The 23,611-nt window shown below is 67.9% G+C and carries 21 protein-coding genes; 12 read left to right on the top strand and 9 right to left on the bottom strand.

The genetic code is table 11. The features are described 5' to 3' along the window. Positions 1–154: 154 nt before the first annotated feature. Entirely contained in the window at positions 155–583 is a 429-nt protein-coding gene (locus AB0J66_RS38500) for a cupin domain-containing protein (protein WP_364671918.1), read from the bottom strand. A gap of 347 nt (positions 584–930) precedes the next feature. On the opposite strand from AB0J66_RS38500, the gene AB0J66_RS38495 reads away from it, so the two are divergent. The 5 genes from AB0J66_RS38495 (at position 931) to AB0J66_RS38475 (ending at position 7,455) form a co-directional block, all read left to right on the top strand. Continuing rightward, positions 931–3,657 carry a LuxR C-terminal-related transcriptional regulator gene (locus AB0J66_RS38495; RefSeq protein WP_364671917.1) on the top strand — a complete coding sequence of 909 codons (2,727 nt, stop codon included), beginning with the start codon at positions 931–933 and terminating at the stop codon, positions 3,655–3,657. A gap of 174 nt (positions 3,658–3,831) precedes the next feature. Continuing rightward, a complete protein-coding gene (locus tag AB0J66_RS38490; protein WP_364671915.1) occupies positions 3,832–4,320 on the top strand; it encodes a peroxiredoxin family protein in 489 nt (162 codons plus the stop codon). A gap of 3 nt (positions 4,321–4,323) precedes the next feature. Next, on the top strand, positions 4,324–5,079 hold the full coding sequence (locus AB0J66_RS38485; protein ID WP_364671913.1) for an SDR family oxidoreductase: 756 nt from the start codon (positions 4,324–4,326) through the stop codon (positions 5,077–5,079). Between the two features lie 19 nt (positions 5,080–5,098). Continuing rightward, positions 5,099–5,863 carry an SDR family oxidoreductase gene (locus AB0J66_RS38480; RefSeq protein ID WP_364671911.1) on the top strand — a complete coding sequence of 255 codons (765 nt, stop codon included), beginning with the start codon at positions 5,099–5,101 and terminating at the stop codon, positions 5,861–5,863. Continuing rightward, a complete protein-coding gene (locus tag AB0J66_RS38475; RefSeq protein WP_364671909.1) occupies positions 5,860–7,455 on the top strand; it encodes a GMC family oxidoreductase in 1,596 nt (531 codons plus the stop codon). The genes AB0J66_RS38480 and AB0J66_RS38475 overlap by 4 nt, the downstream gene beginning before the upstream one ends. Here AB0J66_RS38475 and AB0J66_RS38470 read toward each other — a convergent pair. After that, positions 7,452–8,483, bottom strand: a complete 1,032-nt coding sequence (locus tag AB0J66_RS38470) for a VOC family protein (RefSeq protein ID WP_364671908.1) — start codon at positions 8,481–8,483, stop codon at positions 7,452–7,454. The two genes, AB0J66_RS38475 and AB0J66_RS38470, sit on opposite strands and share 4 nt — an antisense overlap. A gap of 259 nt (positions 8,484–8,742) precedes the next feature. On the opposite strand from AB0J66_RS38470, the gene AB0J66_RS38465 reads away from it, so the two are divergent. Further along, positions 8,743–10,170 (top strand): MFS transporter, encoded by a 1,428-nt coding sequence (locus tag AB0J66_RS38465; RefSeq protein WP_364671906.1) that lies wholly within the window; start codon positions 8,743–8,745, stop codon positions 10,168–10,170. Between the two features lie 40 nt (positions 10,171–10,210). Here AB0J66_RS38465 and AB0J66_RS38460 read toward each other — a convergent pair whose 3' ends face one another. Further along, complete coding sequence (locus AB0J66_RS38460; protein WP_364671905.1) at positions 10,211–10,927, bottom strand: SDR family oxidoreductase; 717 nt, start codon at positions 10,925–10,927, stop codon at positions 10,211–10,213. A gap of 141 nt (positions 10,928–11,068) precedes the next feature. Then, entirely contained in the window at positions 11,069–11,941 is an 873-nt protein-coding gene (locus tag AB0J66_RS38455) for an alpha/beta hydrolase (RefSeq protein WP_364671903.1), read from the bottom strand. 64 nt (positions 11,942–12,005) lie between these two features. Between AB0J66_RS38455 and AB0J66_RS38450 the strand changes: the two genes are divergently transcribed. Continuing rightward, positions 12,006–12,539, top strand: a complete 534-nt coding sequence (locus tag AB0J66_RS38450) for a CGNR zinc finger domain-containing protein (protein WP_364671901.1) — start codon at positions 12,006–12,008, stop codon at positions 12,537–12,539. Between the two features lie 170 nt (positions 12,540–12,709). Here the strand turns inward: AB0J66_RS38450 and AB0J66_RS38445 are convergent, their stop codons facing one another. Further along, positions 12,710–13,630 (bottom strand): TIGR03619 family F420-dependent LLM class oxidoreductase, encoded by a 921-nt coding sequence (locus tag AB0J66_RS38445; RefSeq protein WP_364671900.1) that lies wholly within the window; start codon positions 13,628–13,630, stop codon positions 12,710–12,712. Between the two features lie 409 nt (positions 13,631–14,039). Between AB0J66_RS38445 and AB0J66_RS38440 the strand changes: the two genes are divergently transcribed. The 5 genes from AB0J66_RS38440 to AB0J66_RS38420 all read left to right on the top strand — a co-directional run bounded on the left by AB0J66_RS38440 (position 14,040) and on the right by AB0J66_RS38420 (position 17,592). Next, positions 14,040–14,876 (top strand): helix-turn-helix transcriptional regulator, encoded by an 837-nt coding sequence (locus AB0J66_RS38440; RefSeq protein ID WP_364671898.1) that lies wholly within the window; start codon positions 14,040–14,042, stop codon positions 14,874–14,876. Positions 14,877–15,050: 174 nt separating this feature from the next. Beyond that, positions 15,051–15,893: a TIGR03621 family F420-dependent LLM class oxidoreductase gene (locus AB0J66_RS38435; protein WP_364671897.1), complete on the top strand. Its 843-nt coding sequence runs from the start codon at positions 15,051–15,053 to the stop codon at positions 15,891–15,893. 10 nt (positions 15,894–15,903) lie between these two features. After that, complete coding sequence (locus AB0J66_RS38430; RefSeq protein WP_364671895.1) at positions 15,904–16,620, top strand: GNAT family N-acetyltransferase; 717 nt, start codon at positions 15,904–15,906, stop codon at positions 16,618–16,620. A gap of 50 nt (positions 16,621–16,670) precedes the next feature. Next, entirely contained in the window at positions 16,671–17,333 is a 663-nt protein-coding gene (locus tag AB0J66_RS38425; RefSeq protein ID WP_364671894.1) for a GMC family oxidoreductase N-terminal domain-containing protein, read from the top strand. Then, on the top strand, positions 17,233–17,592 hold the full coding sequence (locus AB0J66_RS38420) for a GMC family oxidoreductase N-terminal domain-containing protein (protein ID WP_364671982.1): 360 nt from the start codon (positions 17,233–17,235) through the stop codon (positions 17,590–17,592). Before AB0J66_RS38425 ends, AB0J66_RS38420 begins: the two co-directional genes overlap by 101 nt. Positions 17,593–17,917: 325 nt before the next feature. Here AB0J66_RS38420 and AB0J66_RS38415 read toward each other — a convergent pair whose 3' ends face one another. From AB0J66_RS38415 to AB0J66_RS38400, 4 genes are all read right to left on the bottom strand, one after another. Beyond that, complete coding sequence (locus AB0J66_RS38415) at positions 17,918–18,583, bottom strand: alpha/beta hydrolase (protein ID WP_364671892.1); 666 nt, start codon at positions 18,581–18,583, stop codon at positions 17,918–17,920. A 172-nt stretch (positions 18,584–18,755) separates the two neighbouring features. Further along, positions 18,756–19,715 carry a class I SAM-dependent methyltransferase gene (locus tag AB0J66_RS38410; protein WP_364671890.1) on the bottom strand — a complete coding sequence of 320 codons (960 nt, stop codon included), beginning with the start codon at positions 19,713–19,715 and terminating at the stop codon, positions 18,756–18,758. Positions 19,716–19,801: 86 nt separating this feature from the next. After that, positions 19,802–20,767 carry an alpha/beta hydrolase gene (locus AB0J66_RS38405; protein ID WP_364671886.1) on the bottom strand — a complete coding sequence of 322 codons (966 nt, stop codon included), beginning with the start codon at positions 20,765–20,767 and terminating at the stop codon, positions 19,802–19,804. Between the two features lie 21 nt (positions 20,768–20,788). Beyond that, complete coding sequence (locus AB0J66_RS38400; RefSeq protein WP_364671883.1) at positions 20,789–23,569, bottom strand: AAA family ATPase; 2,781 nt, start codon at positions 23,567–23,569, stop codon at positions 20,789–20,791. Positions 23,570–23,611 lie beyond the last annotated feature (42 nt).

Here is a 23,611-nt window from a genome sequence, read left to right as displayed (position 1 = left end):
GCGCTTCCGGCGACCGGTGCCCCGAGCTGATCGATGGTGTCGACGGCGCTCAATTCATTTCTCATCTCGTGTCGAAGCCGACTGCGTCGCGACTACGCCGTGCCGTGCGGGCGGTGCGCTGCCACCGGCCGGCACGGCACGGTACGGCTGATTCTTACTGGAAGTCACACCCGGGGTTGGGGGCATCCTCGGACAGCGGCGCACCGGCCGGCAGCACGTAGAGGACGTCGAGCACCACAGGCGTGTTGCCGCGGTTGACGCCGATATGCACGTGGTCGGCCCCGCTCGGCTCCACGATGTAACTGCCCTGCCGGTAGACGCCGTCCGATTGACAAGTGGCGTCGAAGTGGCTCAGCGTGCCCTGCTTGACCTGCCCATACAGGGTGCCCGGGTGATAGTGCCACCCGGTGGACTGGTGCGGCGGGATGGTGATCTCGCGATAGATGTAATCGCGGTGGCCGATGGTCTTCTGCCACTCGATCGTTCCGGTCACGCCGGAGCCGGGCGGCGTCGCCTGGGCCGCGGTTCCTGTCGCCAGGCTTGCGCCGATTGTCAGGGCAGCGAGCGCCGAGGCCCCGATCATTCTCCGGTGGTTGGACAACGTTCATTCCTTTCGTTCCGGTCAGGGGGGTGACCACTTGGGTCACTTCGCCCGTGTCACTCCGTTTGACGTCGTCGACGGGCCGGAATTCTCGGACCGTCGCCGATGTGGTTCAGGTCTCGGACGCCACGGGCACGGGTGACCTGCGAGTCGGCCCGGGTGCCGCGCCGGTAGGAGCCGGGTAGCATGCGCCGATGGACGAACGCCGACGCAGCTCAGGGGCCGTGCGATGAGATGCGCGGCGCAGCCGGGCGGCTCGGCCGCGGATGTGGACGACAACGTTCGGGGCGGCGAGTTGATGACGCCGACCCCTATGGATCCCTGATCTCATGTTGAGGTTACCGCGTGACGAATGGGTCCTGCTCGATCGTCTCATCGAAGCCGTGGGGTCCGGTGAAAGCCGCGCTCTGGTCCTACGCGGCGAAGCCGGGATCGGCAAGACTTGTTTGCTCGAGTACGTCCTGGACAGAGTCGGCGGTTGGCGGGCGGTACGTGCGGGTGGCGTCGAGTCCGAGCAGGAGCTGGCCTTCGCCGGCCTGCACCAGGTCTGTGCTCCTCTCCTGGAGCACCTGTCCAGCTTGCCCGTACCGCAGCAGGCGGCACTGCGTACCGCGTTCGGCATGGCCTCCGGCGAGCCGCCCGACCGGTTCTTGGTCGGGCTGGCCGCATTGGGACTGCTCGGGGAGGCCGCACGAGACCGGCCGCTGCTGTGCCTCATCGACGACTCGCAGTGGCTGGACCGGGCGTCAGCACAGGTCCTCGGCTTCGTAGCGCGGCGGCTGCGTGCCGAGTCGGTTGCGATGATCTTCGCCGTTCGTGAGCCCACCAGCGGTGGCGACGTCACCGAATTGGACGGCCTGCCTGCTGTGCGGGTCAGCGGACTTTCCGACCACCAGGCCCGGCTGCTGCTCGAATCGGCCTACCCCGGACCTACGGACCAGCGAATACTCGATCGCGTTGTCACCGAGAGCCGTGGCAATCCGCTTGCCCTGCTGGAGCTTCCACGCGGCTTCACGAGAGCTGAGCTCGCGGGGGGATTCGGATCGCTCAGCGCGATCGTCATGCCGGAGCGGATCGAGGAGAGCTTCCTCCGGCAGATCGCGAGCCTGTCGCACACAACCCGGCAAGTCTTGCTGGTCGCGGCGGCTGAACCGATCGGCGATCCGGTACTCGTGTGGCGCGCAGTCGATCGCCTCGGGATCGAGGTGAATGCGGAAACAGCGTCGCGTGAGGCAGTGGGGCGGTTCGTTGACTTCGCCCCACGGGTGCGTTTCCGTCATCCTTTGCTGAGGTCGGCGATCTATCGCACAGCGACGGGCGAGGAGCGGCGCCGCGCTCACGAGGCCCTGGGGCAGGTCACTGATCGGCTGACGGATCCTGATCGTCGCGCGTGGCATCTTGCTCAGGCTGCCGAGACACCTGACGAGGTCATCGCCACCGAGTTGGAGGAGAGTGCCCGGCGATCGCGCGCCCGGGGAGCAGCAGCCGCCGCCGCGGCATTTCTCGAGCGGGCCGCCGCGTTGACCCCTGATGCGAAGCGGCGCGGCCAACGGCTTCTCGCGGCAGCGCACGCGACCTACGAGGGCGGCATGCCGATGGCGGCACCGCGCCTGATCGCACTGGCCGAGGCCAGCCCCTTGAATCTCCTCGAAAAGGCCCAGGCCGATGTGCTGTATGCAAGGAGCGCTTTTGCCCTGGGACGGGGCAGGGACGCGATAAGGTCGCTGTTCCAAGCGGCGACGCGACTGGAGTCGATCGACGCCGAGGCCGCCCGGTACACGCATCTGGAGGCTATGCGGGCGAGGTGGTTCCTCGCTGACCACGCGCCCGGACTTACGCTGCGCACGATGGCCGAGGCCGCGCACAACTCCCCCCTTCCAGGTGCGGAGGCGACCAGTGACGTCCTCATCCACGGCCTCGCCATCCGGTACCGCGATGGCTACGCGGCCAGTGCGCCGATTCTGAAAAGGGCCTTGGCCGAGTTCTGTGCCACGACGCCCGCCGGTGAGATCGGCTTGCTCCTGGAGTGGTTCGCGGGCACCGTCGCTGTGGACCTGTGGGACGACGACGCCTGGAACCGGATCAGCCGGCGCTTCGTACAGCTGGCTCGGGACAAGAGCATCGCGTCGCTGCCTATCGCGCTCACCATGCGTACCGTCAGCCTGGTTGTTCAGGGTGAGCTGTCAGCGGCTGAGTCGTTGCTGGAAGACTTCGACGCGGTTCGCCAGGCAACGGGCATCTTCGACGCCCCGTACGCGGAATTGCTGTTGGCGATCTGGCGTGGACGCACCGAGAAGGCGGCCGACCTTCTCGCCGCTATGACCGACGATGCGAACATGCGTGGTGAAGGGGTCACCCTGATCGCCGTGGCGTGGATGCGTGCCCTGCTGCTGAACAGCCTGGGCCGCTACGAGGAAGCAGCCGCGGCCGCCGTCCAGGCGACCGAGCCGGAGCGCGAGATGGGCTTCATCACGTTGTGCGCATTGGCCGAGCTGGCGACCGCGGCCGCACGTGCCGGCCGGCCCGAGACAGCCGCCCCGGCGTTGGCTCGGCTGACCAGCATGACGGAGGCCAGCGGCACCGAGTGGGCGCAAGGTGTGACAGCCCGCTGCCGGGCGATGCTCGCCGAATCCGAGTCGGCCGAGCCGCACTTCCGAGAATCGATCACCCGGCTCGGCCGTACCCGAATCCGCGGTGAACTGGCCCGCGCCCATCTCTACTACGGCGAGTGGCTACAGGAGAACGGCAGACAAGACGACGCGCGCCGTGAGCTGCACACCGCCCACACCATGTTCACAGAGATGGGTATGGGCACCTTCGATGTGCTCGCCACGCGCGGACTCGGCGGCATCGGCGAAAAGGTTGACATAGGGCCGAAAGCGGAGTCGAGCACGCTCACGCCCCAGGAGAGACAGATCGTCAGGCTGGTACGTGACGGCTTGTCGAACGCGGAAGTCGCTGACCGTCTGTTCATCAGCCCTCGTACGGTCGAGTGGCACCTCAGCAAGGTTTTCGCGAAGCTCGGCGTCACGTCCAGGCGGCAGTTGCGCCGCTGATTCGGGCTGACACCGAATCCGGCCTGGTGAGCGATCGGGAAACTCGCACCGGCTTGCGTGATTGATGGACGTGGCCCGCATCACTCGCCGGTAAGAGCGGCGAGGCCGTACGGCACCAAGGGTTGCCCGACGGCGACGTCGCCGTCTCTCGTTCATCATGTCGAGGAGTTTCGTATGGCCCTGCTTCAGCCTGGCGACGCGTTCCCGGATCTCACCATCAATCAGCGCGACGGCGCCACGGCTTCGCTGCACGAGACGTTGGCCGGCAGCTATGGCGTCGTGCTCTTCTACCGCGGCTCCTTCTGCCCGTACTGCCGGACGCAGCTGCGCGCCTTCCAGCGTTCGCAGGAAAACCTGAGGGCCCACAACATCAAGGTCGTGGCCCTCTCTGTCGACGACGAGGAGACCACGCAGGCACTGATCGACAAGCTTCGCCTCGACTTCCCGGTCGGGCACAGCGCCGACGCCCACGCCATCGCCGACGGGATCGGCGCCTTCGTAAACCCTGATCCGGTCTACCTCCAGTCGACCGGCTTCGTGCTGGACCCCGAGAGCAAGGTCATCGTCGGCGTATGGTCCAACGGCGCCATCGGCCGGCTCGTCCCCGAGGACGTCATCGGGCTTGTCGAGTACGCGCAGAGCCACCAGGAAACGGCGGCCTGACCCATGACCGGAGCTACCGATCAGACCAGGACCAGAACGGCTGTCGTCACCGGTGCCACCGGGGGAATGGGCCGGGCGATCGCCAAGAGGCTCGCGCAAGCGGGCTTCGACGTCGCCGTCGCGCACAGCGCCGCCGGAACCAGCAAGGCCGAGAATCTGATCGGGGAGCTCCGGGACACGGGACGGCGGGCACTGGCCGTCGCGGCTGACGTCAGCGACGAGCCGGCCGTCAACGACCTGTTCGAGGCCGTGGAGAGCGGCCTCGGGCAGCCCGACGTCGTGGTCCACACCGCCGCGATCAACCGGGCGGCGCCGTTGGTCGACCTCGACTTGGCCGACTTCGACGAGATTCAGCGCGTCAACGTCCGCGGCACCTTCGTGGTCGACCAGCAGGCAGCCCGGCGGCTGCGGGCCGGTGGTGCCATCGTCAACGTGGCGTCCACGACCATCCGCCTGGCTCCGCCCGCGCTGAGCGCCTACACCGCGTCCAAGGCGGCAGTGGCCGCGCTGACCCGGATCCTGGCCAAGGAGCTGCGCGACCGCGACATCACCGTCAACGCGGTAGCGCCTGGTCCGACCAGGACTGGGGCTTTCCTGGCGGCCACCGGTGAAGACGAGCGGCGACAGCTCGCCGATCTGTCGCCGCTGGGCCGCCTCGGCACACCCGAGGACATCGCCGAGGTCGTCTGCTTCCTGGCCGGCCCGTCCGGGCGATGGATCAACGGGCAGGTTCTGCACGCCAACGGCGGCGTCATTTGAGCGAGGAAGGACAACTCCCATGCTGAAGGGCAAGTCCATCGCGGTCACCGGAGGGAACTCCGGTATCGGCCGTGCCATCGTGCTGGCCGCCGCGGCCCAGGGCGCGAACGTCGTCGTCGACTACCTGCTGCACCCCGAGGAGACCGAAACCGTGCTTGCCGAGGCAGCGCAGGCGGGCGGCCAGGCCGTCGGTGTTCAGGCCGACGTGTCCCAGGTCGACGACCTGCAACGGGTTGTGGACACCGCGGTGGAGCACTTCGGCCGGCTGGACGTCCTCGTCAGCAACGCCGGGATCGAGACGCGGACATCGCTCATCGAGACCAGCGAGGCCGACTTCGACAATACGATCGCCGTGAACCTCAAGAGTGCCTTTTTCGGTGCCCAGTTCGCCGCCAAGCAGTTCGTGGCGCAGCGCAGCGGCGGTCTGATCATCAGCATCTCCTCCACCCACGAGGACTGGCCGATGCCAGGCAACGCGGCCTACTGCGTCTCCAAGGGCGGCGTCAAGATGCTCACCCGCACCGGTGGGGTCGAGCTGGGGCCGCTGGGTATCCGGATGATCAATGTCGCGCCGGGCGCGGTGAGCACGCCGATCAACGCAGTTACCGAGGCCGATCCGGGGTCGCTCATGCGGTTGGAGGACACCATCCCCCTCGGCCGGCTGGCGCTGGCCCGCGAGATCGCGGACGTTGTGGTCTTGCTTGCCTCCGACCAGGCGGGCTATCTCAACGCGACGACGGTGACCGTGGACGGCGGCCTCTCCCAGTGGAGCGCGGGGCTGTGAGCGGCGACCACTGGGACGTCATGGTCATCGGCAGTGGGCCGGGTGGCGCCACGACCGCTGCCCGGCTGGCCGAGACCGGCCGGCGCGTCCTGATCCTCGAGCGCGGCGAGTTCCTGCCCCGCGAGCGGGACAACTGGAACTCCGAGGCTGTCTTCGGCCAGGCCAAGTACACGGCCCGCGAGACGTTCTACGATCGGTACGACCGGCCCTTCCGCCCCGAGCTGCACTCTTACGTCGGTGGCAATTCCAAGGTCTACGGGGCCGCGCTGTTCCGTCTGCTCCCTCACGACTTCGGTGACGTCGTCCACGCCGACGGCGTCGCACCGGCCTGGCCACTGGACTACACCGACCTGGAGCCCTACTACAGCCGGGCCGAGCACCTGTTCTGGGTGCACGGCCGGCACGGCGAGGATCCGTTCGCGGGACCGGCCGGACGCGACTACCCGCACCCGCCCGTGCGTCACGAGCCCCGCATCCAGCAGTTGTCCGACGATCTCGAACGCTCCGGGCTGCACCCGTTTCACCTGCCGATGGGCGTTGCGCTGGCCCAGGACGAGGCGGGCCGGGCGACCACCGACTCGCACTGCATCCGCTGCGACCGGGTGGACGGCTTTCCCTGCCTGCTCGGGGCGAAGGCCGACGCCGAGACGGCGGTGCTGCGACCGGCGCTCGCCCGGCACCCCAACCTGACCCTGATGACCGGCACCACGGTCAAGCGGATCGACACCGATCCGACCGGCCGATCCGTCACCGGCGTCACCGCGCTGCTGGCCGACGGGTCGGTCCAACGGCTCACGGCCGATGTGGTGATCTTGTCAGCCGGGTCGATCCTCTCCGCCGCCCTGTTGCTCAAGTCGGCCAACGAACGTCATCCGCACGGGCTGGCCAACTCGTCCGACCAGGTCGGCCGCAACTACATGCGGCACAACAATCTGGCACTCATCGCCTTCTCCCGGGAGCCGAACCCGACCGTCTTCCAGAAGACGCTGTCCCTCAACGACTTCTACGGTCCCAGCTCGTACTGGGACTATCCGATGGGCAACATCCAGATGCTCGGCAAGTCGGACAGCTGGCAGATCAAGGCGGCCGCACCACGCGGGCTGGGCTGGGCGCCCGCCGCGCCCTACGAACAGGTGGCCCGGCATTCGCTGGACTTCTGGTTGTCCAGCGAGGACCTGCCCGTGCCGGAGAGCCGGGTGACAGTGCGGTCCGACGGTGCGGTGAAGCTGGCGCTGTCGCCCGGCAACAACACCAAGAGCCTGGATCGTCTGCGGGTGACCTTTCAGCGGGTTCTGAGCCGCCTCGGCATCGTCGACACGCACGCCGTCCGGAGCCTCTACCTGCACAAGGCGTTCGACGTAGCGGCGACCGCCCATCAGGCCGGCACCGCCCGCTTCGGCACCGACCCGGCGACCTCGGTGCTGGACCTCAACTGCCGGACCCACGATCTCGACAATCTTTATGTGGTGGACGGGAGCTTCATGCCCTCGATCGGCGCCGTCAATCCGACCCTCACGATCATTGCGAACGCCTTGCGGGTCGGCGACCACCTCGCCGAGCGGCTCGGTGCTCTGACCGGGCCGGCGACCTAGGCATGAAACGCATCGCGGACCACGCGCTCATCGGTGATCCACGCACTGCGGCGCTCGTCAGGCTCGTGTCCCGAGATGGCCCTGACTGGGCGCTCTTCCACCAATAGGCGGTGCCCGTCCGGGTCGGTGATCCGCAGGATCGGTCCGGCGATGCCGGTGATCGAGACAACGCGCTGTTCGGCGCTCACCCCATGGTCGGCCAGGACCTGGGCGACGCGGTCGAGAGATTCGACTGCTAGGACCAGATGGGTAGCGGCGACGTCGCCCGCACTCGTGCGCGCGTCGATCGCTCGTCGCCGGCCGGTGTGATATTCGAGAAGCTCGATGCCGGGACCTTCAGTACCCGACCTCAGCTGAGTCACCGTCACCCGGGCATCGTCGAGGTCGTCCAGTTCGCTCTGCCCTGGGCCCTCGTTCGTGCTGACCCCGGTGACTCGCAGTCCGACGACGTCGCGAAAGAACCGGACGCTGCGCCCGGTGTCGCTGACGGATACGGCGCTGTGGTCGACGCCGAGCACTGCCGGCCCCGACGTGCCAGTCGTGCGTCGCCATTGCCGCGGCGCCGCACCGGACGGAAACTGCAGCAGCTCGAGCGGGTGTCCTTCGGGGTCACGGAACTTGAACGCGGTGACGCCGCCGGACGTCGGCGGCAGGCGGACGGGCCCACCTCGGCTGATCGGGGTGAAACGGTCGGTGCGGAGGAGCTGCTCGTGCACCTGGCCGATGTCGTCCACGACGAGTGCGAGATGCTGGAACCAGAGATCGCTGGCCGAGCTGTGACGCGGGTAGGGCCGTCCGCGCAGACCGCGGAATTCGACGATCGATACGGCGTGCTGACCCAACAGCACTCGGTGCACCCGGCCCTGCGCGTGCGGGACGCCGAGAGCCACGGCCCGTGCCGGGTCGAGTGGTCGCTCGTCCTCTCTGGATGCGCCGAGCCCGGCCGTGTAGGAGCCGGCCAGCGCCGCGGCGTCCGAGCTGATCAGAATCGTCTCCGTGAACGCGGTGTTCCGCCCGATGTCCGTCATGATGGCCTCCTAGTGGCTAGCCGGCTGTCGTCGGACGCGATATTGGTGCCGGACCTACCCGGGGGTCTTACGCCCCGCTCGACGAGACGTGGCCAATGTCGCGCTGACCGGCACGTCAAGGCAGCAGGGAAAGGCGGTCTTGCTCAGTTGAGGCGGGCGGCCGAGCAGCACCCGATACGGTCGGGGATCGGGGCGTGACCCCGATCATGGCCATTACTGGGCCAGGCAGGGAGCAGAATCCCTGCCTAGCGTCGCTTGAGTGACGATCGACCAACCGTTCCCGCACCGTTGGGCCATGCTGCCGGCGGTGCTGAGCGCCAGCTTCATGACGCTGTTCGACTTCAATGTTGTCAACGTCGCCGCCCCGGCGTTGCAGCACGACTTACACACGGGCGAGGCCGCGCTGCAAATGGTGGTCGGGGGCTACGCGTTCACGTACGCCGCCGGGATGGTGATCGGCGGACGGCTCGGTGACCAGGTGGGCCGCCGGCGCATGTTTCTCGTCGGGATCACCACGTTTGCCATCGCCTCGTTGTTGTGTGGTCTCGCTCAGTCGCCGGGCCAGCTGGTTGCGGCCCGTCTCCTTCAGGGCCTGACCGGCGCGATGATGGTCCCGCAGGTCCTCGCACTGATCAATTCGGTGTTTCCCGTGCCTGAGCGGCCCAGGGCGATGTCGTGGTTCGGTGTGACGCTCGCGCTCGGCGCCATCGCCGGACAGGTCCTCGGGGGCATGCTCGTGCAAGCCGACCTGTTCGGGCTGAGCTGGCGGGCCATCTTCCTGATCAACGTGCCGATCAGTGTCGCCGCGGTGATCGCCACGGCCCGGCTGCTGCCGCGTCAATTGCGTGGTGGCTCGCGTCACCGGTTCGACGTGCTCGGGGCGCTCGGGATTGCCGGCTCGCTCGGGCTGGTGCTGGTCCCGCTCACCCTCGGCCGTGAACAGGGCTGGCCCGCGTGGATCTTCGCTCTGATGGCAGCGGCCGTTCCGGTCTTCGCGGCCACACTGTGGTGGGAACACCGCCACACCGAGCCGGTGCTGGACCTTCGGCTGTTCAGCAGCCGGGCGTTCGCGGTCGGCCTGCCGGCCACCGCCACTTTCATGATGTTCTTCAACAGCTTCTTCCTGATCCTGACCGTCTTCTGGCAGGGCGGCCTGAAGCTCTCGGCGCTCGGGGCCGGCCTGGCCTACCTGCCCTTGGGCGTGGTGTTCGGGCTGGTCTCGCTGGTGGGCCGTGGTGCCGTGACTCGGTTGGGAGCCCGCGCGGTACCGGTCGGCAGCTTGATCGTCGCGGTCGGCCTGATCGGGCTGGCGGTCGTGCTTCACGTGCTGCGCGGAGACATCACGGTAGGGTGGCTGCTCCCGGGGACAAGTATCGTCGGGCTGGGCAGCGGCGTTGCTTACCTGTCCCTGATCAGCTCGGTGCTGACCAATGTCGAGCCCAGCCGGGCCGGCGCCGCAGCCGGTGTGCTGAACACCACCCAGCAGTTCGCGGCCGCAACCGGCGTGGCGGTTCTGGGTTCGGCCTTCTTCGCCTCGCTCGGTTCGGGCGCCGGCCCGGCCGCCTATGCGCGAAGCACTGAGCTGTACATGTACCTCGCCCTGATCTGTGTGCTGGCCACCGCCGCGCTTGCCGCCTTCGCCCACCGCCCGGCAACCCGTTCTGGGCCCGCGACGGTCGCGGGCTGAGGGCTCGCTGAGCTGGCTTCCGTCGACGTCGCGGCCGGGGTCAGACGAGAGGCTCGCCGCCGTCAACGGCAAGGGAGGTCCCGGTGACGAACGGAGTGCTCAGCGCGAACAGGACGGCGTCCGCGATGTCGTCCGGCGTACCGATGCGGCGGGCTGGGCTGGTTGCCGCCCGCTTCTCGAAGAGCTGGGTCTTGGCCTGCTCGCCGAGCGCGTCGTACGCGCCGGTGTCGATGGTTCCGGGCGAGATCGCGTTGACGCGGATCGGCGCGAGCTCGACTGCGAGACCGCGGGCCACCACGTCGACCGCGGCGTTGGTGGCGCCGACGGCGAGCATGCCTGCTGCCGGTTTGCGGGCCGACGAGCCGGAGAACAGCACGAACGATCCGTCGGCCGGCATCCTGGGCGCGAAGTGCTTGGCCAGCAGCATGGGGCCGAGAACCTTGACGTTGAAGGATGCCAGGACGACATCGTGATCGAGAGTGCTCACCGTGCCGCGCGCCCGGGCTGACGCCGTCGAGACGATGTGGTCGACGTGGCCGAGACGCTCGGCCAGCGCCGCCACGCTGTCCTCGTCGGTGAGGTCGATGCGCTCAGCGATGATGTGCGGATCGTCGTACGCGGCGGTCAGGTCGGCCGGGTTGCGGCCCGCGACGACGACCTCGGCGCCGGCCGCGCGCACGGCCAGGGTGACGGCGCGGGCGATGCCGCTGCCGCGGCCGATCACCAGAACTGTCCGGCCTTGCAGTGTTCCCGTCATGGTCTGTTCCTTTGTCCGGTGCCTATGGGATGTGGTCGGTGTCGCGCCGGGTCCCCGGCCGTGGACTTGGCGGTCGGGGACCCGGGCATCTGCTGGGCGAGTAGCCGGTGGCCTCTTCGGGAGAGGCTTGAGGTGGGTACCTCAGGCTTGCGGCTGAACGCGGCTCAGGAAAGCGCCGATGATGGCGGCCACCTGGTCGCCGGCGGTTTCCAGAAGGAAGTGACCGCCGGGCAGCAGGTGAACCTCGGCCTCCGGCACGTCAGCGGTGAACGCCTGCGCTCCCGCCGGGCCGAAGATCGGATCGTCCTTGCCCCAGACGGCCAGGACCGGCGGCTGGACCCGTCGCAGATACGCGTGCAGATCCGGGTACATCGGTGGGTTCGTGGCGTAGTCGCGGAACAACGCCAGCTGAATCTCGTCGTTGCCCGGACGCGAGAGCAGCGCGAAATCGTGTTCCCACGTGTCCGGGCTCACCAAGCTCTCCTCGGGAGCGCCGGTGACGTACTGCCATCGGGTGGTTTCCTTGGTCAGGGCGGTGCGGATGTTCGCCTCGGTCTCGGCGTTCTGTTCCTGCTGGTAGTCCCAGACCGTTTCCCAGAAGCCCTCGACGAAGCCGGCGTCGTAGCCGTTGCCGTTCTGGCTGATGATCGCGGTGATCGCGGCCGGGTCGGCCAGCGCGAGCCGCCAGCCGATCGGCGCGCCGTAGTCCTGCACGTAGATGGCGTATCGCGTCACCCCCAGCTGGCTCAGCAGCCCTGCCGTCAGGTCGGTCAGCGCGTCGAACGTGTACTTGAAATCGCCGGCGGCGGGGGCGTCGGACAACCCGAAGCCGAGGTAGTCGGGGGCGATGACGTGATAACGGTCGGCCAGCGCCGGGATCAGGTTGCGGAACATGAACGAGCTGGTGGGGAAGCCGTGCAGTAGCACGAGCGTGGGCGCGTCAGCCGGCCCGGCCTCCCGGTAGAACAACCGGTGGCCGCCGACGGTCGCGTAGCGGTGATGCACTTGAGCCATCTCTAACTCCTTAAAATCACTTTGAGGGTTAGACAACATCATGCGGCGGTGTAACCTGTCAAGCATGGAATGGCGGTTAGATGCAGATCACGCGGACGAGCAGTTCCTCCTCGAGCTGTTGAACACCACACCGACCATCGACGGGAACGCAGTCGATGAACTGGCCACCGCTGATGCCGGCCGCGACTGGCTAAGCGCCCGAGGCCGCGACGGGGCGGCGCGGGAGTGGCGAGCGGTCCGGGCCGCCCGAAACGATCTTCAGTCGGTTGTCCGCGGCGACACCACCCCGGCCAAGCTCTCCGCCTGGTTGGAGGGACTCACCTGGCAACCACAATTCGACGGTGATGACGTCCGTTGGGCGGTGCAAGCTCCGGCCGGTCGAACCGCGGCGACGGCGGCGGTTCTCGCCTGGAGCGCCCTGCTGACATCGAACCCGGGGCGGCTGCGTCCCTGCGCAAACCCGGAGTGCCGGCTCTTCCTGATCGATCACAGCAAACCCAACCGGGCCCGCTGGTGCTCGATGGCGGTCTGCGGAAACCGGATGAAAGCGCGCCGGCACTACAACCGAGTTCGGCAGTCCTCGACCCACGATGCATGACATCACCGCCGTACGAGCGCGGCGGCCTGACGGCCCTGTTCTCTCGCCGCGCTTGCGCGCTCAATACACAACGAGGAACGTGAGAACGCGGCCGAGCACGAACGAAGACGCCCGCGGATCGTCGATGGATGCCGGTCAGCGACGGCTGGGACGACCCGCGGGCGTGCGCGCTACACCAGCTGCGCGCGCCGGGCCGCCTCGTAGACCTGTTCCGCCGCATCGAGCAGTTCGGTCAGCCCCAACGCGGCAGCGGACATGGTCAGATAGACGTGCTTCACACCGCCTGCTGCGAGGGCAGCCACGTCCTCCATCAGCTGATCTGGGCTTCCCGTGAACTCCTGACGGCCGTCGGCAGGCACCCGGGTCGTACTGAGGTAGCTGACCTGCACGATGCACGGAACATCGGCACCAGCGCGGTCGCGCAGCCGGCTCAGCGTCTGCGTCGTCTGCTCGACCGACAGTCCGGTCGGAAACCAGCCCAGACCGCGCCGCACGATACGCCGTAGCGCGGGCTCGGAAGCCCCAGCCAGATAGATCGGGACGTTCCCGGCCGGCTTCGGGCTAAAGTAGGACGGTGCGACCTCGAACCCGGAACCGGACGCGCTCACCGGGTCGGCGCCCCACAACGCGGCCGTCGTGTCGAGGAACTCGTCCAGCGCCGCTCCGCGCTCGGCCATCGGCCGTCGCGATGTGGCTGCGTACTCGTCCACGGACCACCCGGAGCCCAGCCCGGCGATCAACCGGCCGCCAGCCGCAACGTCCAGAGACGCCAAGGACTTGGCCAGTCGCACCGGGTGGTGCAGCGGTGCGACCAGTACTCCGGTGCCCAGGCTGATCCGGGTGGTCACCGCAGCCGCCTGAGCGAGAGTGATCAGGGGGTCGGCAACGTCGTGGTAGACGTCGGGCCAGGCCAGCCCGGGCACGCCGTACAGGCCATGAATGCCGCTTTGGTCGATCGGCGTGAGCACTCTCTCGAGCACCCACAGGCTGTCATACCCGATGCGCTCCGCTTCGCGGGCGAAGGTCGGCACGTCGGCGGCCAGGTCGTACTGGGTTGTCTGCGGCAGATTGAAGCCGATTTTCAAGGGCACGGGCGCTCCCGAAACGTAGCAGAGATGCGTGGGGTGCTCATCAGTGCCGGGAATCGCGCCCGTTCTTACCGATCGGCCTCGGTAATGCGACGGAAACCACAACCGAGTGACCACTCTGCCCTTGGCGAAAGGCTTCCACAATACGGGAGATGCTCGACGGCTGGGCACCGGGCCGTGCTCGCCGAGCCTGTCGAGGAATGACGGTGAACAGGAGTTCCGCGGCTCGTGATAGAAAAAATGGAGATCACCCATAAAAGTCTTGAACAAGCGGAATGGGTCCTGGCGCTGCCGGTTACCGAATGTGTTGCAGCGCTCGCGCGGCCGTTCAGAATCCATTGTTTCCTGTGATTTCCAGCCCTTGTCCGGGCCGTCTGTCTGCCTTCTGTCCCCGCCGAAGGAAGCTGGAGGGATGAGCGACAGCACGGTTCGTCCGAATGCCGCACTCGGCAACTTCCTGCGGTCTCGCCGAGCCCGGCTCGACCCCGCTGAGGCCGGAGTGGTCAGCGTCCGTCGTCGTCGGGTTCCCGGTCTGCGGCGCGAGGAGGTCGCTGAGCTGGCCGGCATGAGTGTCGACTACTACGCCCGGTTGGAGCAGGGCCGGCACCTCACCGCGTCGACCGCTGTGATCGACGCGATCGCCCGGGTACTGCAGCTACCCGATGCCGACCGGGCCTACCTGCATCGCTTGGCCCACCCGGTGGACCCGCCGAGTGGACCCGCCTCCGTACGTCCCGAGACCCACGCCCTGATGCAAGCGTTGGGTCCGACACCGGCCGTTCTCATCGATGCCGGCATGGACGTGCTCGCCATGAACCCGGCCGGTCGCCGGCTCTATACCGGATTCGACGCGCTGCCCACACACGAGCGCAACGCGATCCGCTACATGCTGACCAGCCCGCAGGCGCGTGAGCTGCACGGGGACGACTGGACGGCAATTGCCGCCGAGATGATCGGTATTCTCCGGCTACGCTGCGGCCGGCGGCCCGAGGACAGCACGCGTCGCCTGATCCGGGACATGGCTGACTCGAGCGACCTGTTCCGCCGGGTCTGGCAGGACCAGACAGTGTCGCTCGCCGACCGCCGCCGCAAGACCTTCCACCATCCGGAAGCCGGCCGGATCGAGGTCGCGGTGGAAAGCCTGACGGTCAGGCAGTCCGATGAACAGATTCTGATCGTGTTCCCGCTGTTGCCGGGCTCCGCCGGCGAGCGCACCTGGCGGCAGACGGTGCAAGGTGAACCGGCATGACCTGCGGGTCAGGCGCGAGGGGTGCCCGCGCCGGCGTCGGCTTGCATATCGCTCCGACCCGGGACAGGGCTGGGGACCTGCCCGTGGTGCTTCGGAGGCGAAGCCACCAGCTACCCGGTCATGGTTGCTTCCGATGCCGGAGCTCCAGGTTCCGGTTCGCGAGGAAGGGATTTCATGACCACGGCCCCGTTTCGTTTTGGAGTCAGCCTTCTGAAGCTCACTTCTCGCTCTGAATGGCGGGCCCGGGTGCGCCAGGCAGAGGACATGGGATATGACGTCCTGCACGTGCCCGACCACCTCGAGACCCCGTCCCCGCTCGTGGCGCTGGTCGCGGCCGCCGACGCGACCTCGATGCGGTTGGGCACGTTCGTCATGAATGCGGGCATCGTCAACCCGAAGTATTTGGCTCGCGACGTCGCCGACGTCTACCGGCTCACCGAAGGACGCCTGGAATTGGGATTGGGCGCCGGATACGTTCCGGCCGAGTTCGAGGCCGTCGGACTGCCGTTCGGTACTGGAGGTGAGCGTCTACAAAAGTTGGAGGCGGTCCTTTCCACCACCCGCCAACTGCTGGCGGAGGAACCCGACAAACCCCAGCCGCGAATCATGCTGGCCGGTGCCGGTGATCGCATGCTGCGCCTGGGCGCTCGCGCGGCTGACATCTTCAGTTTCAACATTCGGGCCGGGCTGACCGAGGGTATGACTCCGGATCAAGCTTTCGCGCACCGCATCGAGATCCTTCGAGAGGCGGCGGGAGATAGATTCGCTGACCTCGAGCTCAATCTGGGTGCAGCCGCAGTCGCCGAGTCCCTTGACGATCTCGACCTCGAAGTCATCGGCAAGGCCAGCGGTCTCGACGACACGCAACTTGGTCAGCTACCCGCCGTCCTGGTCGGGTCGCCACGCGAGATCGCCGATCGGCTGCAGCGATATCGCGAACAGCACGACGTCAGCTACATCAGCGTCTTGGAACCGCACATGAACTTTTTTGCCCGAGTCATCAAACATCTGCGATAGGGGTCAGCCGATGGCGCGGAACGACACTCTTCTCGACAATGTCATCTGGCACTCTCTCCTCGGGCCGTTGGGCAGACTCGGCGAAGTTCACGGCCGAGCCGGTCGATTCTTACCCGAGGTGCTTCCGCTGTGGGCTCTGGATGACCCGACGGATCCGGATTCCTGGAATGCCCTAGCCAAGATCAGCGAAGTGGGACAGGCGCTGGCGCTGGGAGCGCGGTCAGTCGCGCCCCCGCCGGACTGGACACGGTTGAACGAGGCCAGGGTCGCACAGATGGTGGACGCGGGCGTCGAGGGGATGGCCGACCCGCAGGTCGAAGTTCTCGGCTCGCGAGACCTGCCCGCGATGGTCGAACTTCTGCACCTTTCGCCGCCCGGCGGCCCGTTCGAGAAACGCACCCACGAGATGGGCAGCTACCTCGGGCTACGCGACGGGGGCCGGCTGGTCGCGATGGCCGGTGAGCGTTTCCGGGTCGACGGCTGGACGGAGATCAGCTCGGTCACCACACATCCGGGCTTCCGGCGCCGGGGTCTGGCCACACGTCTCGTACAGACGCTCGTCGAGTCCATTCATGCTCGCGGAGAGCTTGCCTTCCTGCACACCTCGAACGAACACGCCCGCCGCCTCTATGAGCAGATGGGGTTCACCGTGCGAACCTCAATGATCCTCGGGTTCTACGCCCACGCCGGCGAGTCGACGCTTGCAGAGTGCGCCGCGTCACACTAAAGATTTCTCCCCATGAGGGGCCGTGAGACCGGCGGTACGGGAGCGGATGCGTGGCCCTGGGCGCCACAACGCCTGGCTCCGGTCGCGACATCAAGGGAAGGCTTGATGTGAACACGGACGAGCAGGCGTACGACTACATCGTGGTGGGGGCCGGATCAGCAGGTTCCGTCCTTGCGGCCCGCCTTTCGGAGAAAGGCCACGCCAGCGTGCTCCTCATGGAGGCAGGGCCCTCCCGGACGGCGGCCGCGGACGCACCGCCGGCCGCGTGGCCGGCGCAGCTGGCGACGGACGCTGTCTATCCGGACTTCACCGTCGCGCAATCGAGCACTCAAGCACCAGTCTTCCTCCCGCACGGTCGAGGACTCGGGGGCACCTCCACGGTCAACGCGATGCTGTTCGCTCGAGGAACACCCGCCAGCTACGACGCGTGGGCCGAGTCCGGCGCCAAAGGATGGGCCTACCCGGATCTCCTGCCCGACCTCCGGCGCAGCGAACACGCACCACACCGACAGGCATCGGTCCGTGGTGCGAATGGACCGATCGTGGTCAGCCCGGTGCCCGACGGTGAACGCCCGGCCCTCGTGTACGCCGGGCTCGAGGCAGCAGCTCAAGCTGGTCACACACTCATCGCGGATCCGAGCGGAGGGTTGGAAGAGCGGTTCGGCTGGTTCGACCCGGTGCACAGGCGTCACGTATGCCGCTCGAGGCGTTGAAGTCACGGTTCGCACCAACCGCGAAGTGATTCTCGCAGCGGGCGCCATCGGCTCGGCCCAACTGTTGCTGGTCTCAGGGATCGGCCCGGCGAACGACCTCGATACAGCCGGGGTGCCTGTCATCCACGACCTTCCCGGGGTGGGGACCGGCTTGCAGTCGCCTTCGGCGGATCCTGAGATGGCGTCCCCTGCCCGGCACGGACCTCGGCGAGTGGCGGCGGGCCATGGTGTTATCCGGACGATCGTTTGTCGAACGTGACGGCGGTCACACTGCGGAACTTCGATGGCCGGCTGACGTGATGCTGATGTCGGCTGTGGAGGGACCTGACACAAGAGCTCCCGGCCGGGCCACGTGCTGAAGCCGTCCGTGGCACGTGGCGGTCTTGCTCGGCCTCGGCGGAGGGCCGGGCAAGACCCGCTCAGCTGGTACGAGCGTCCGGTCGTCCGGATCGTGCACCATTGATCCGGCGCGCTCAGTCGTCTGGTCGACTACGCGCGCAAGGCCGGAGCGCCTCAGCAGGTTCTGTGCGACGACGAAGAGATCAGCTCCGTCGCCGCACAGCTGTGGGACTGCCCGGCCGCTGCTACATCCCGATCGGGCCGGTAGCGCGCGACATCAGGATCTCCGCCACCTTGTCGGGCGCGGAGAGCAGCGGTGTGTGGCCGGTAGCAATCCGCACGACGTCGTCGATCTGCGCGGCGTACTTCTCCTGCAGGGCGACCGGGAACTGTTTGTCCTCGGTGCAGATCACGTAGGTCGAGGGGGTCTTGCGCCAGGCCGCTCGTGTCGTCGGCTGGACGCACGACAGCAGGCTCTGGTCGACCAGCCGGTCGATGGCAGCGTCCGCGTCAGCATCCGTGAGATCGGAGTAGAACGTCTGGCGCGGGTCTCCGTAAGCCTCGCGCGGGGCAACGCCACTGGGATCGTCGGGCGCGGGAATGCCGAAGGCGGTCGCGGCTGACTCACCCTCGGTCGGCATGAAGGCGGCAATGTAGATGAGACGGCGAAGGTTGGGGTGCTCGTCGTCGAGTTGAGTGATCGTCAGGCCGGCGTGTGAATGGCCGGCTACCACGACGGGCCCGTCGATCTGGCGCAGTCGCTCGGCCAGCACCTCGGCGTCGTCGTACAGCCCCGCAGTGGGCTGATCTCCCGCACTCGGCATGCTCACGGCCTCGGAATTCCATCCTTCGGCCGACAGGATCTCCTGAACGGGAGACCAGGAGGACGCTGTGTGGTAGCCGCCGTGCACCAGAAGGAATGACGGCCGATCAACAGGGATGGACATGATTCGGCTCCAACGGTGATCGTGTTATGAAGTCGCAGGCCGGTGTGGCCCGCGTCGGTCTGTTTCACGTGCGGCCGGGCCCGCGATTCTCCGGCCGCCACTGATGTGGTGGACGTCTCGTGTCCGGCGCGGCGTCCTAGCGTCGGAGGACGACCATGCGTCCCAGGTTCGTGGAGGCGATGCGGACCAGCGTGAACCCGGCTGATTGTGCCTCCTGAGCCAGGGACTCGGCTGTCGGCGCGAAGGCGATGCCCTGGGCCTGGAAGGTCAAGCGGCTCAGAGCGAAGGCCGCCTGGTCCGCGGGATCAGCCGGTTCACTCATCAGCTCCTGCTCGAGCAGTACACCGCCGGGCGCCAGCGCCTTGTGAATGACCCGGAGCGTAGGAAGGCGGTCCTGTTTCCGGAAAAACGGTTGAGCCCAGAAACAGGCGCTGTAGGCGGCCGTCTCATCGAATTCCCGCACATCCAGGGACCGGATCTCGATCCGCTCGGCGACGCCCTGCTCGCTCGCTCGCCGGCTGGCCTCTTCGGCCACGGCCGGAACCAATTCGATTCCCAGCCCCTGCATCTCCGGGAAGATCGAGGCGGTGGTGAGCAGGCCGCTGGCTACGCCGCAGCCGACGTCCAGTACTCGGCCCCGGCGGATGGCGTCGGTGTATTCGGGCAGGCTGTCCATGGTCTGCCGGAATATGTCACGGCCGACCTCGGCCGGCTGGAACGTGACTCCCCGAGCCACCGTCAACGAGTCTGCACCACTGAGCACCGGTGACTCGTCACCCTCGACCACTTCGGCCACCAGTCTTGTGGTGAGGTGGGCCAGTTCCAGGGTGTCGCGCAACGCCGCGAATCCGTCCGGCGTCATCATCTCGGCGAACGGTGCGCTGAGCCGGACGTCGTCACCGGTCAGCTCGACGACGCCCAGAGCGGCGAGGGCACCAAGTGCGTCCTTGAGCCGTTCTTGTCGCAGACCGGTGAACTGGATGAGTTCGGCCGTTTTCCGGGGACGTACAAGGAATTGAATCCATCCCAGCCTGTGTGCTGCGCTGAGGAGCGTGAGTGCCTGCGCGCCTGTGGACCAGGCATCAAGGTGGTTCATGGCGGTACGGGCGAGAGCGAATCTGTTCACAACCTGACGTACGTCGCCCGAGCGGCTCTGTTCACGTCACCTGCCCAGAACGCCGGCTAGGGCAACGAGGCGAGGAACCGCAGCAGCAATTCGGTGGTCTCCTGAGGACGTTCCTGTTGGATCCAGTGGCCGCAGCCGGGCAGGATGACCGGTTCGGCGAAGTGGTGATGCCGGCGGGGGAGGGCCATCACGTGTTCGCGGATGCCGTGGAAGGCCAGGACCGTGTCGAGGTCGCCGGTGATGAATTGCGCGGGCATCGGCAGCCGTACCCCGTCGAAGGCGGCGGTGAGCTCCCAGTTGCGGTCGAGATTGCGATACCAGTTGAACGCCCCGCTGAAGCCGTCGGCGAACTGGCCGGCAAAGATGTCCAGGTCCTCCGAGGTCAGCCAGCCGGGCATCGCCGCGCTGTGTTCCGGGTCGATCGCGTCCAGCAATCCACCGCCGCGGGGGACCAGCATGTTCCTCGGTGAACGGTTCGCCGGGTTGTCCCCGCTGACGCCGTAGAAGGTGCGGCGCAGGCTGGTGATCGGGTCGCGTTCGTACTCCCTCTCAGCGACGCCCGGCTCTTCGATGTAGTTCACGTAGAAGCGGCCGTCGTACAGCGCCCGCATGCCCGCCAGCGGGCCGGTGACACCCCGAGGGTAGGGCGGGACGCTCAGCCCGATGACTCCTCGGATCAGGTCGGGGCGCATCAGAGCGAGGTGCCAGGCGACCGTCGCACCCCAGTCGTGTCCGATGACCACGGCATCAGGGGCTCTCAACTTCTTCATCAGGCCGGTCATGTCCGCGACCAAGTGCATGATCGTGTAGTCGCCGATCGCTGCCGGACGGGAGCTGGGGCCGTATCCGCGTTGCTCGGGGGCGACAACGCGGTAGCCGGCTGCGGCAAGCGGGCCGATCTGGTGCCGCCACGAATGTGCGGCCTCCGGAAAGCCGTGAAGCAGCAGTACCAGTGGCCCCTCACCCTCCTCCGTGATCATCAGCTCGATGTCGTTGACCGTGACGAGTCGGCGCTGCGGCATGGGCGGATCACCTCCATGAGGTCAACGGCGTAGCTGACGCCTTGACGTGATGCCGAGCTTGGCGAAGATTTTGCTCAGGTGCCACTCGACCGTCCGGGGACTGATGAACAGCCGGGTCCCGATCTCGGCGTTGGACAGTCCCTCGCGGGCCAGCCTGACGATGTGGGTCTCCTGCGGTGTCAGAGGGCCCGCGTCGTCGGCGGCCTGCGGGCGAGCCGACATCCCGAGTCCTCGGGCCGCGGACGCGGCGTAGGCCTCCATGCCCATGTCGGTGAACATGTCGTACGCGGTCCGGATGTGGTCGCGGGAATCGGCGTTCCGGCCGGACCGGGCCAGCCAATCTCCGTAGTACAGGTGCGCGCGGGCCGCCAGCGGCCTGATTTTGGTGCGGCCCAGGCGCTCGTACGCCTCGACGTGCAGATCCTCCGCCTTGGCGGGAGGGGCGAGCACAGCGCGGCCGCAAGCCTCCATGCCGAGCGCCCAGTCGGTGCCGCAGGCCTGCGTCGATGTCGACAGACGCTCCAGCGCCTCGGCTCCGATCTCGGCCCGGCCGCTGGAGGCGGCCGCGATGATCAGCTCGAAGATCGGCGCGCCGGTCAGCACACCGGGCTCCACGCTCGACTGGATCGTCTGCTGGGCTGCTGTCAAAGCGTCGTCGAACCGGCCCAGACCGTTGTAGAGGAGCGCCTGGGCCCAGCCTGCGATGGCCGGTGCGAGGCCCTCCCCGCGGCGTTGGGCATCGGCGCCGCTGACGGCGGCCAGTTCCGCCGTCCGGCGCTCGTCACCGCGCCAAGCCGCATGAAGCAGGGCCATGTAGCCCGGCACCGGGATCCCCGTGCCGTCCGCGACGTTGTCGAGCTCGGTGATGAGCACGGAGGCCGCCGACAAGTCGCCGGTGAACAGATGATTGAGGATGCGTGTGGTCAAGGCGAGCGGGAGAGCGGCCAGGGCTCCCGTCTCGCGGGCCACGCGTACGTAGTTGGCGGTCAGTTCGTCGGCCGCGTCGTCGTCGCACAGGTCGGTGGCGATCGAGCTGGCGAACCACATCCACCGCAGACCCGGCGGGTCGTCCGCCGGCGGCTCGCGGAAGGCCGTCAGCGCCTCCCGCATTTTGGGTGCGCCGGCCGGGAAGCCGGCGGTGTACCGCACCGCCAGCGCGTCCAGCAGGAGATCTGAAGGCCGCACCGGGGAGTCGGCGGCGGGCGCGGCGACGGCGGCTCGGGCGACATCGCGCAGGTTGCCACTGCTGCCGGAGTCGGACGCGTACCAAGCAGCCCGTAAAGCGTCGAGGTAGGTGCTGCGGGCGAGACCGACGTCAAGCGGAGCGAGCCGTGAGGCTGCCTTGAGGAAGAGGTCCGCCGTACGGCTGCCCCGATCAACCATGAAGGCGATGTCAGCCCGCAGGAGATCGGCCTGGGCCCGGTCGAGCTCGGATGCGTGGTCGGCCTCGGCCAGGGCGAGCAGCCGGAGCGCGGAGTCCGGTGTACCGCCGAGGTAGAGGGCCTGGGCCGCGGCCAGCATCCGCGACGCCCGCCGGACCGGGTCGGGGGTCAGCTCCGCCGCCCGTTCCAGGAAGGCTCCGGCGGCCGCGAACCCGCCCCTGGTCTGTGCCCGGGCGGCCGAGGTCTGCAACTCCGTCGCCACGTCTTCGTCGGGGGCCGCGGTTGCTTGCGCCCGGTGCCAGGCCCGGCGGTCCGGGTCGGTGACGGCCGAGGTGACTTCGGCCAGCGCGGCATGGGCCTGGCGTCGCTCGGCGTCGCTCGCGGCCTCGTAGACCGCCGACCGCAGCAGAGGGTGCCGAAATCGGACACGGGACCCGAAATCGACGAATTCGGCGACGGTCTGCAGAGCAGTGAGCTGGCTATCGACCGGCACCTTCAGATGGTTGAGGGCACTCCACACGAGGACGGGGTCGCCGAGGGGCTCGGCTGCGGCGACCAACAGCAGCGAACGGCCGATCGGGGGCACCGCGGCGATCTGGCGCTGGAAGCTCTGCTCGATTCGGCGCGGCAGGGCACCCGGGTGGCGGAAGCCGAAGCCGCCGGCCAGCTCGGCTGGGGTGAAGCCGCGAGGCAACTCGGTCAACGCCAGCGGGTTGCCGTGACACTCGGCGATGATGCGATCGAGCACCCGCTCGTCGACCTGGCCCAGGAACGTGGAGGCGAACAGCTCCCTCGCGTACTCGTCGGCGAGCCCCGGAACGGTCAGGGCGGGCACGCCGCCCAGCTCGGGCAGGCCCGGAGTGTCCGGGCCGCCCCGTGTCGCGAAGATCATGACCAGCGACTCGGTCCGTAGCCGCCGGGCCACGAAGCCGAGGACCTTGGCCGAGGCGCGATCGAGCCACTGAGCATCGTCGACGACGCACACGACGGGCCGCTCGCCGGCAAGCTCGGCCAGCAGGCCCAGCACTCCCAGGCCGACCATGAAAAGGTCCGGCGCCGGACCCGCGCTCAATCCGAACGCGATGCTCAGCGCGCGGCTCTGCTGAGCCGGCAGGCGAGCCAGGCGGTCGAGCACCGGCGCGCAAATCTGGTGCAGGCCGGCGAACGCCAGTTCGCGCTCGGCCTCCACACCGGCGGCGCGAATGATGTGGAAGTCCGCAGCATGGATGAGAGCATGGTCGAGCAGCGCCGTCTTGCCGATCCCCGCTTCCCCCCGCAGAACCAGAGCACCACTGGCGCCGGCGCGCGCGGCGTTGAGGAGCTGCTCAATCGCCGCCGTCTCGGCATGCCGGCCCAGCAGCACGTCGTTGTGCCGCTTGTGCGAGGTCATAGCGGGTTCGGGGCCGCGGTGGGGAAGCATCACCTGAACCCTAGTGCGGGTGTCCACGATCGGTGACCTAGT

Origin of the sequence: Actinoplanes sp. NPDC049598 (assembly GCF_040675435.1) — a bacterium.
In the GTDB taxonomy this organism is placed as follows: domain Bacteria; phylum Actinomycetota; class Actinomycetes; order Mycobacteriales; family Micromonosporaceae; genus Actinoplanes.
The sequence above is the reverse complement of the archived record's forward strand: the minus strand, read 5'-3'. Positions and strand labels throughout refer to the sequence as shown.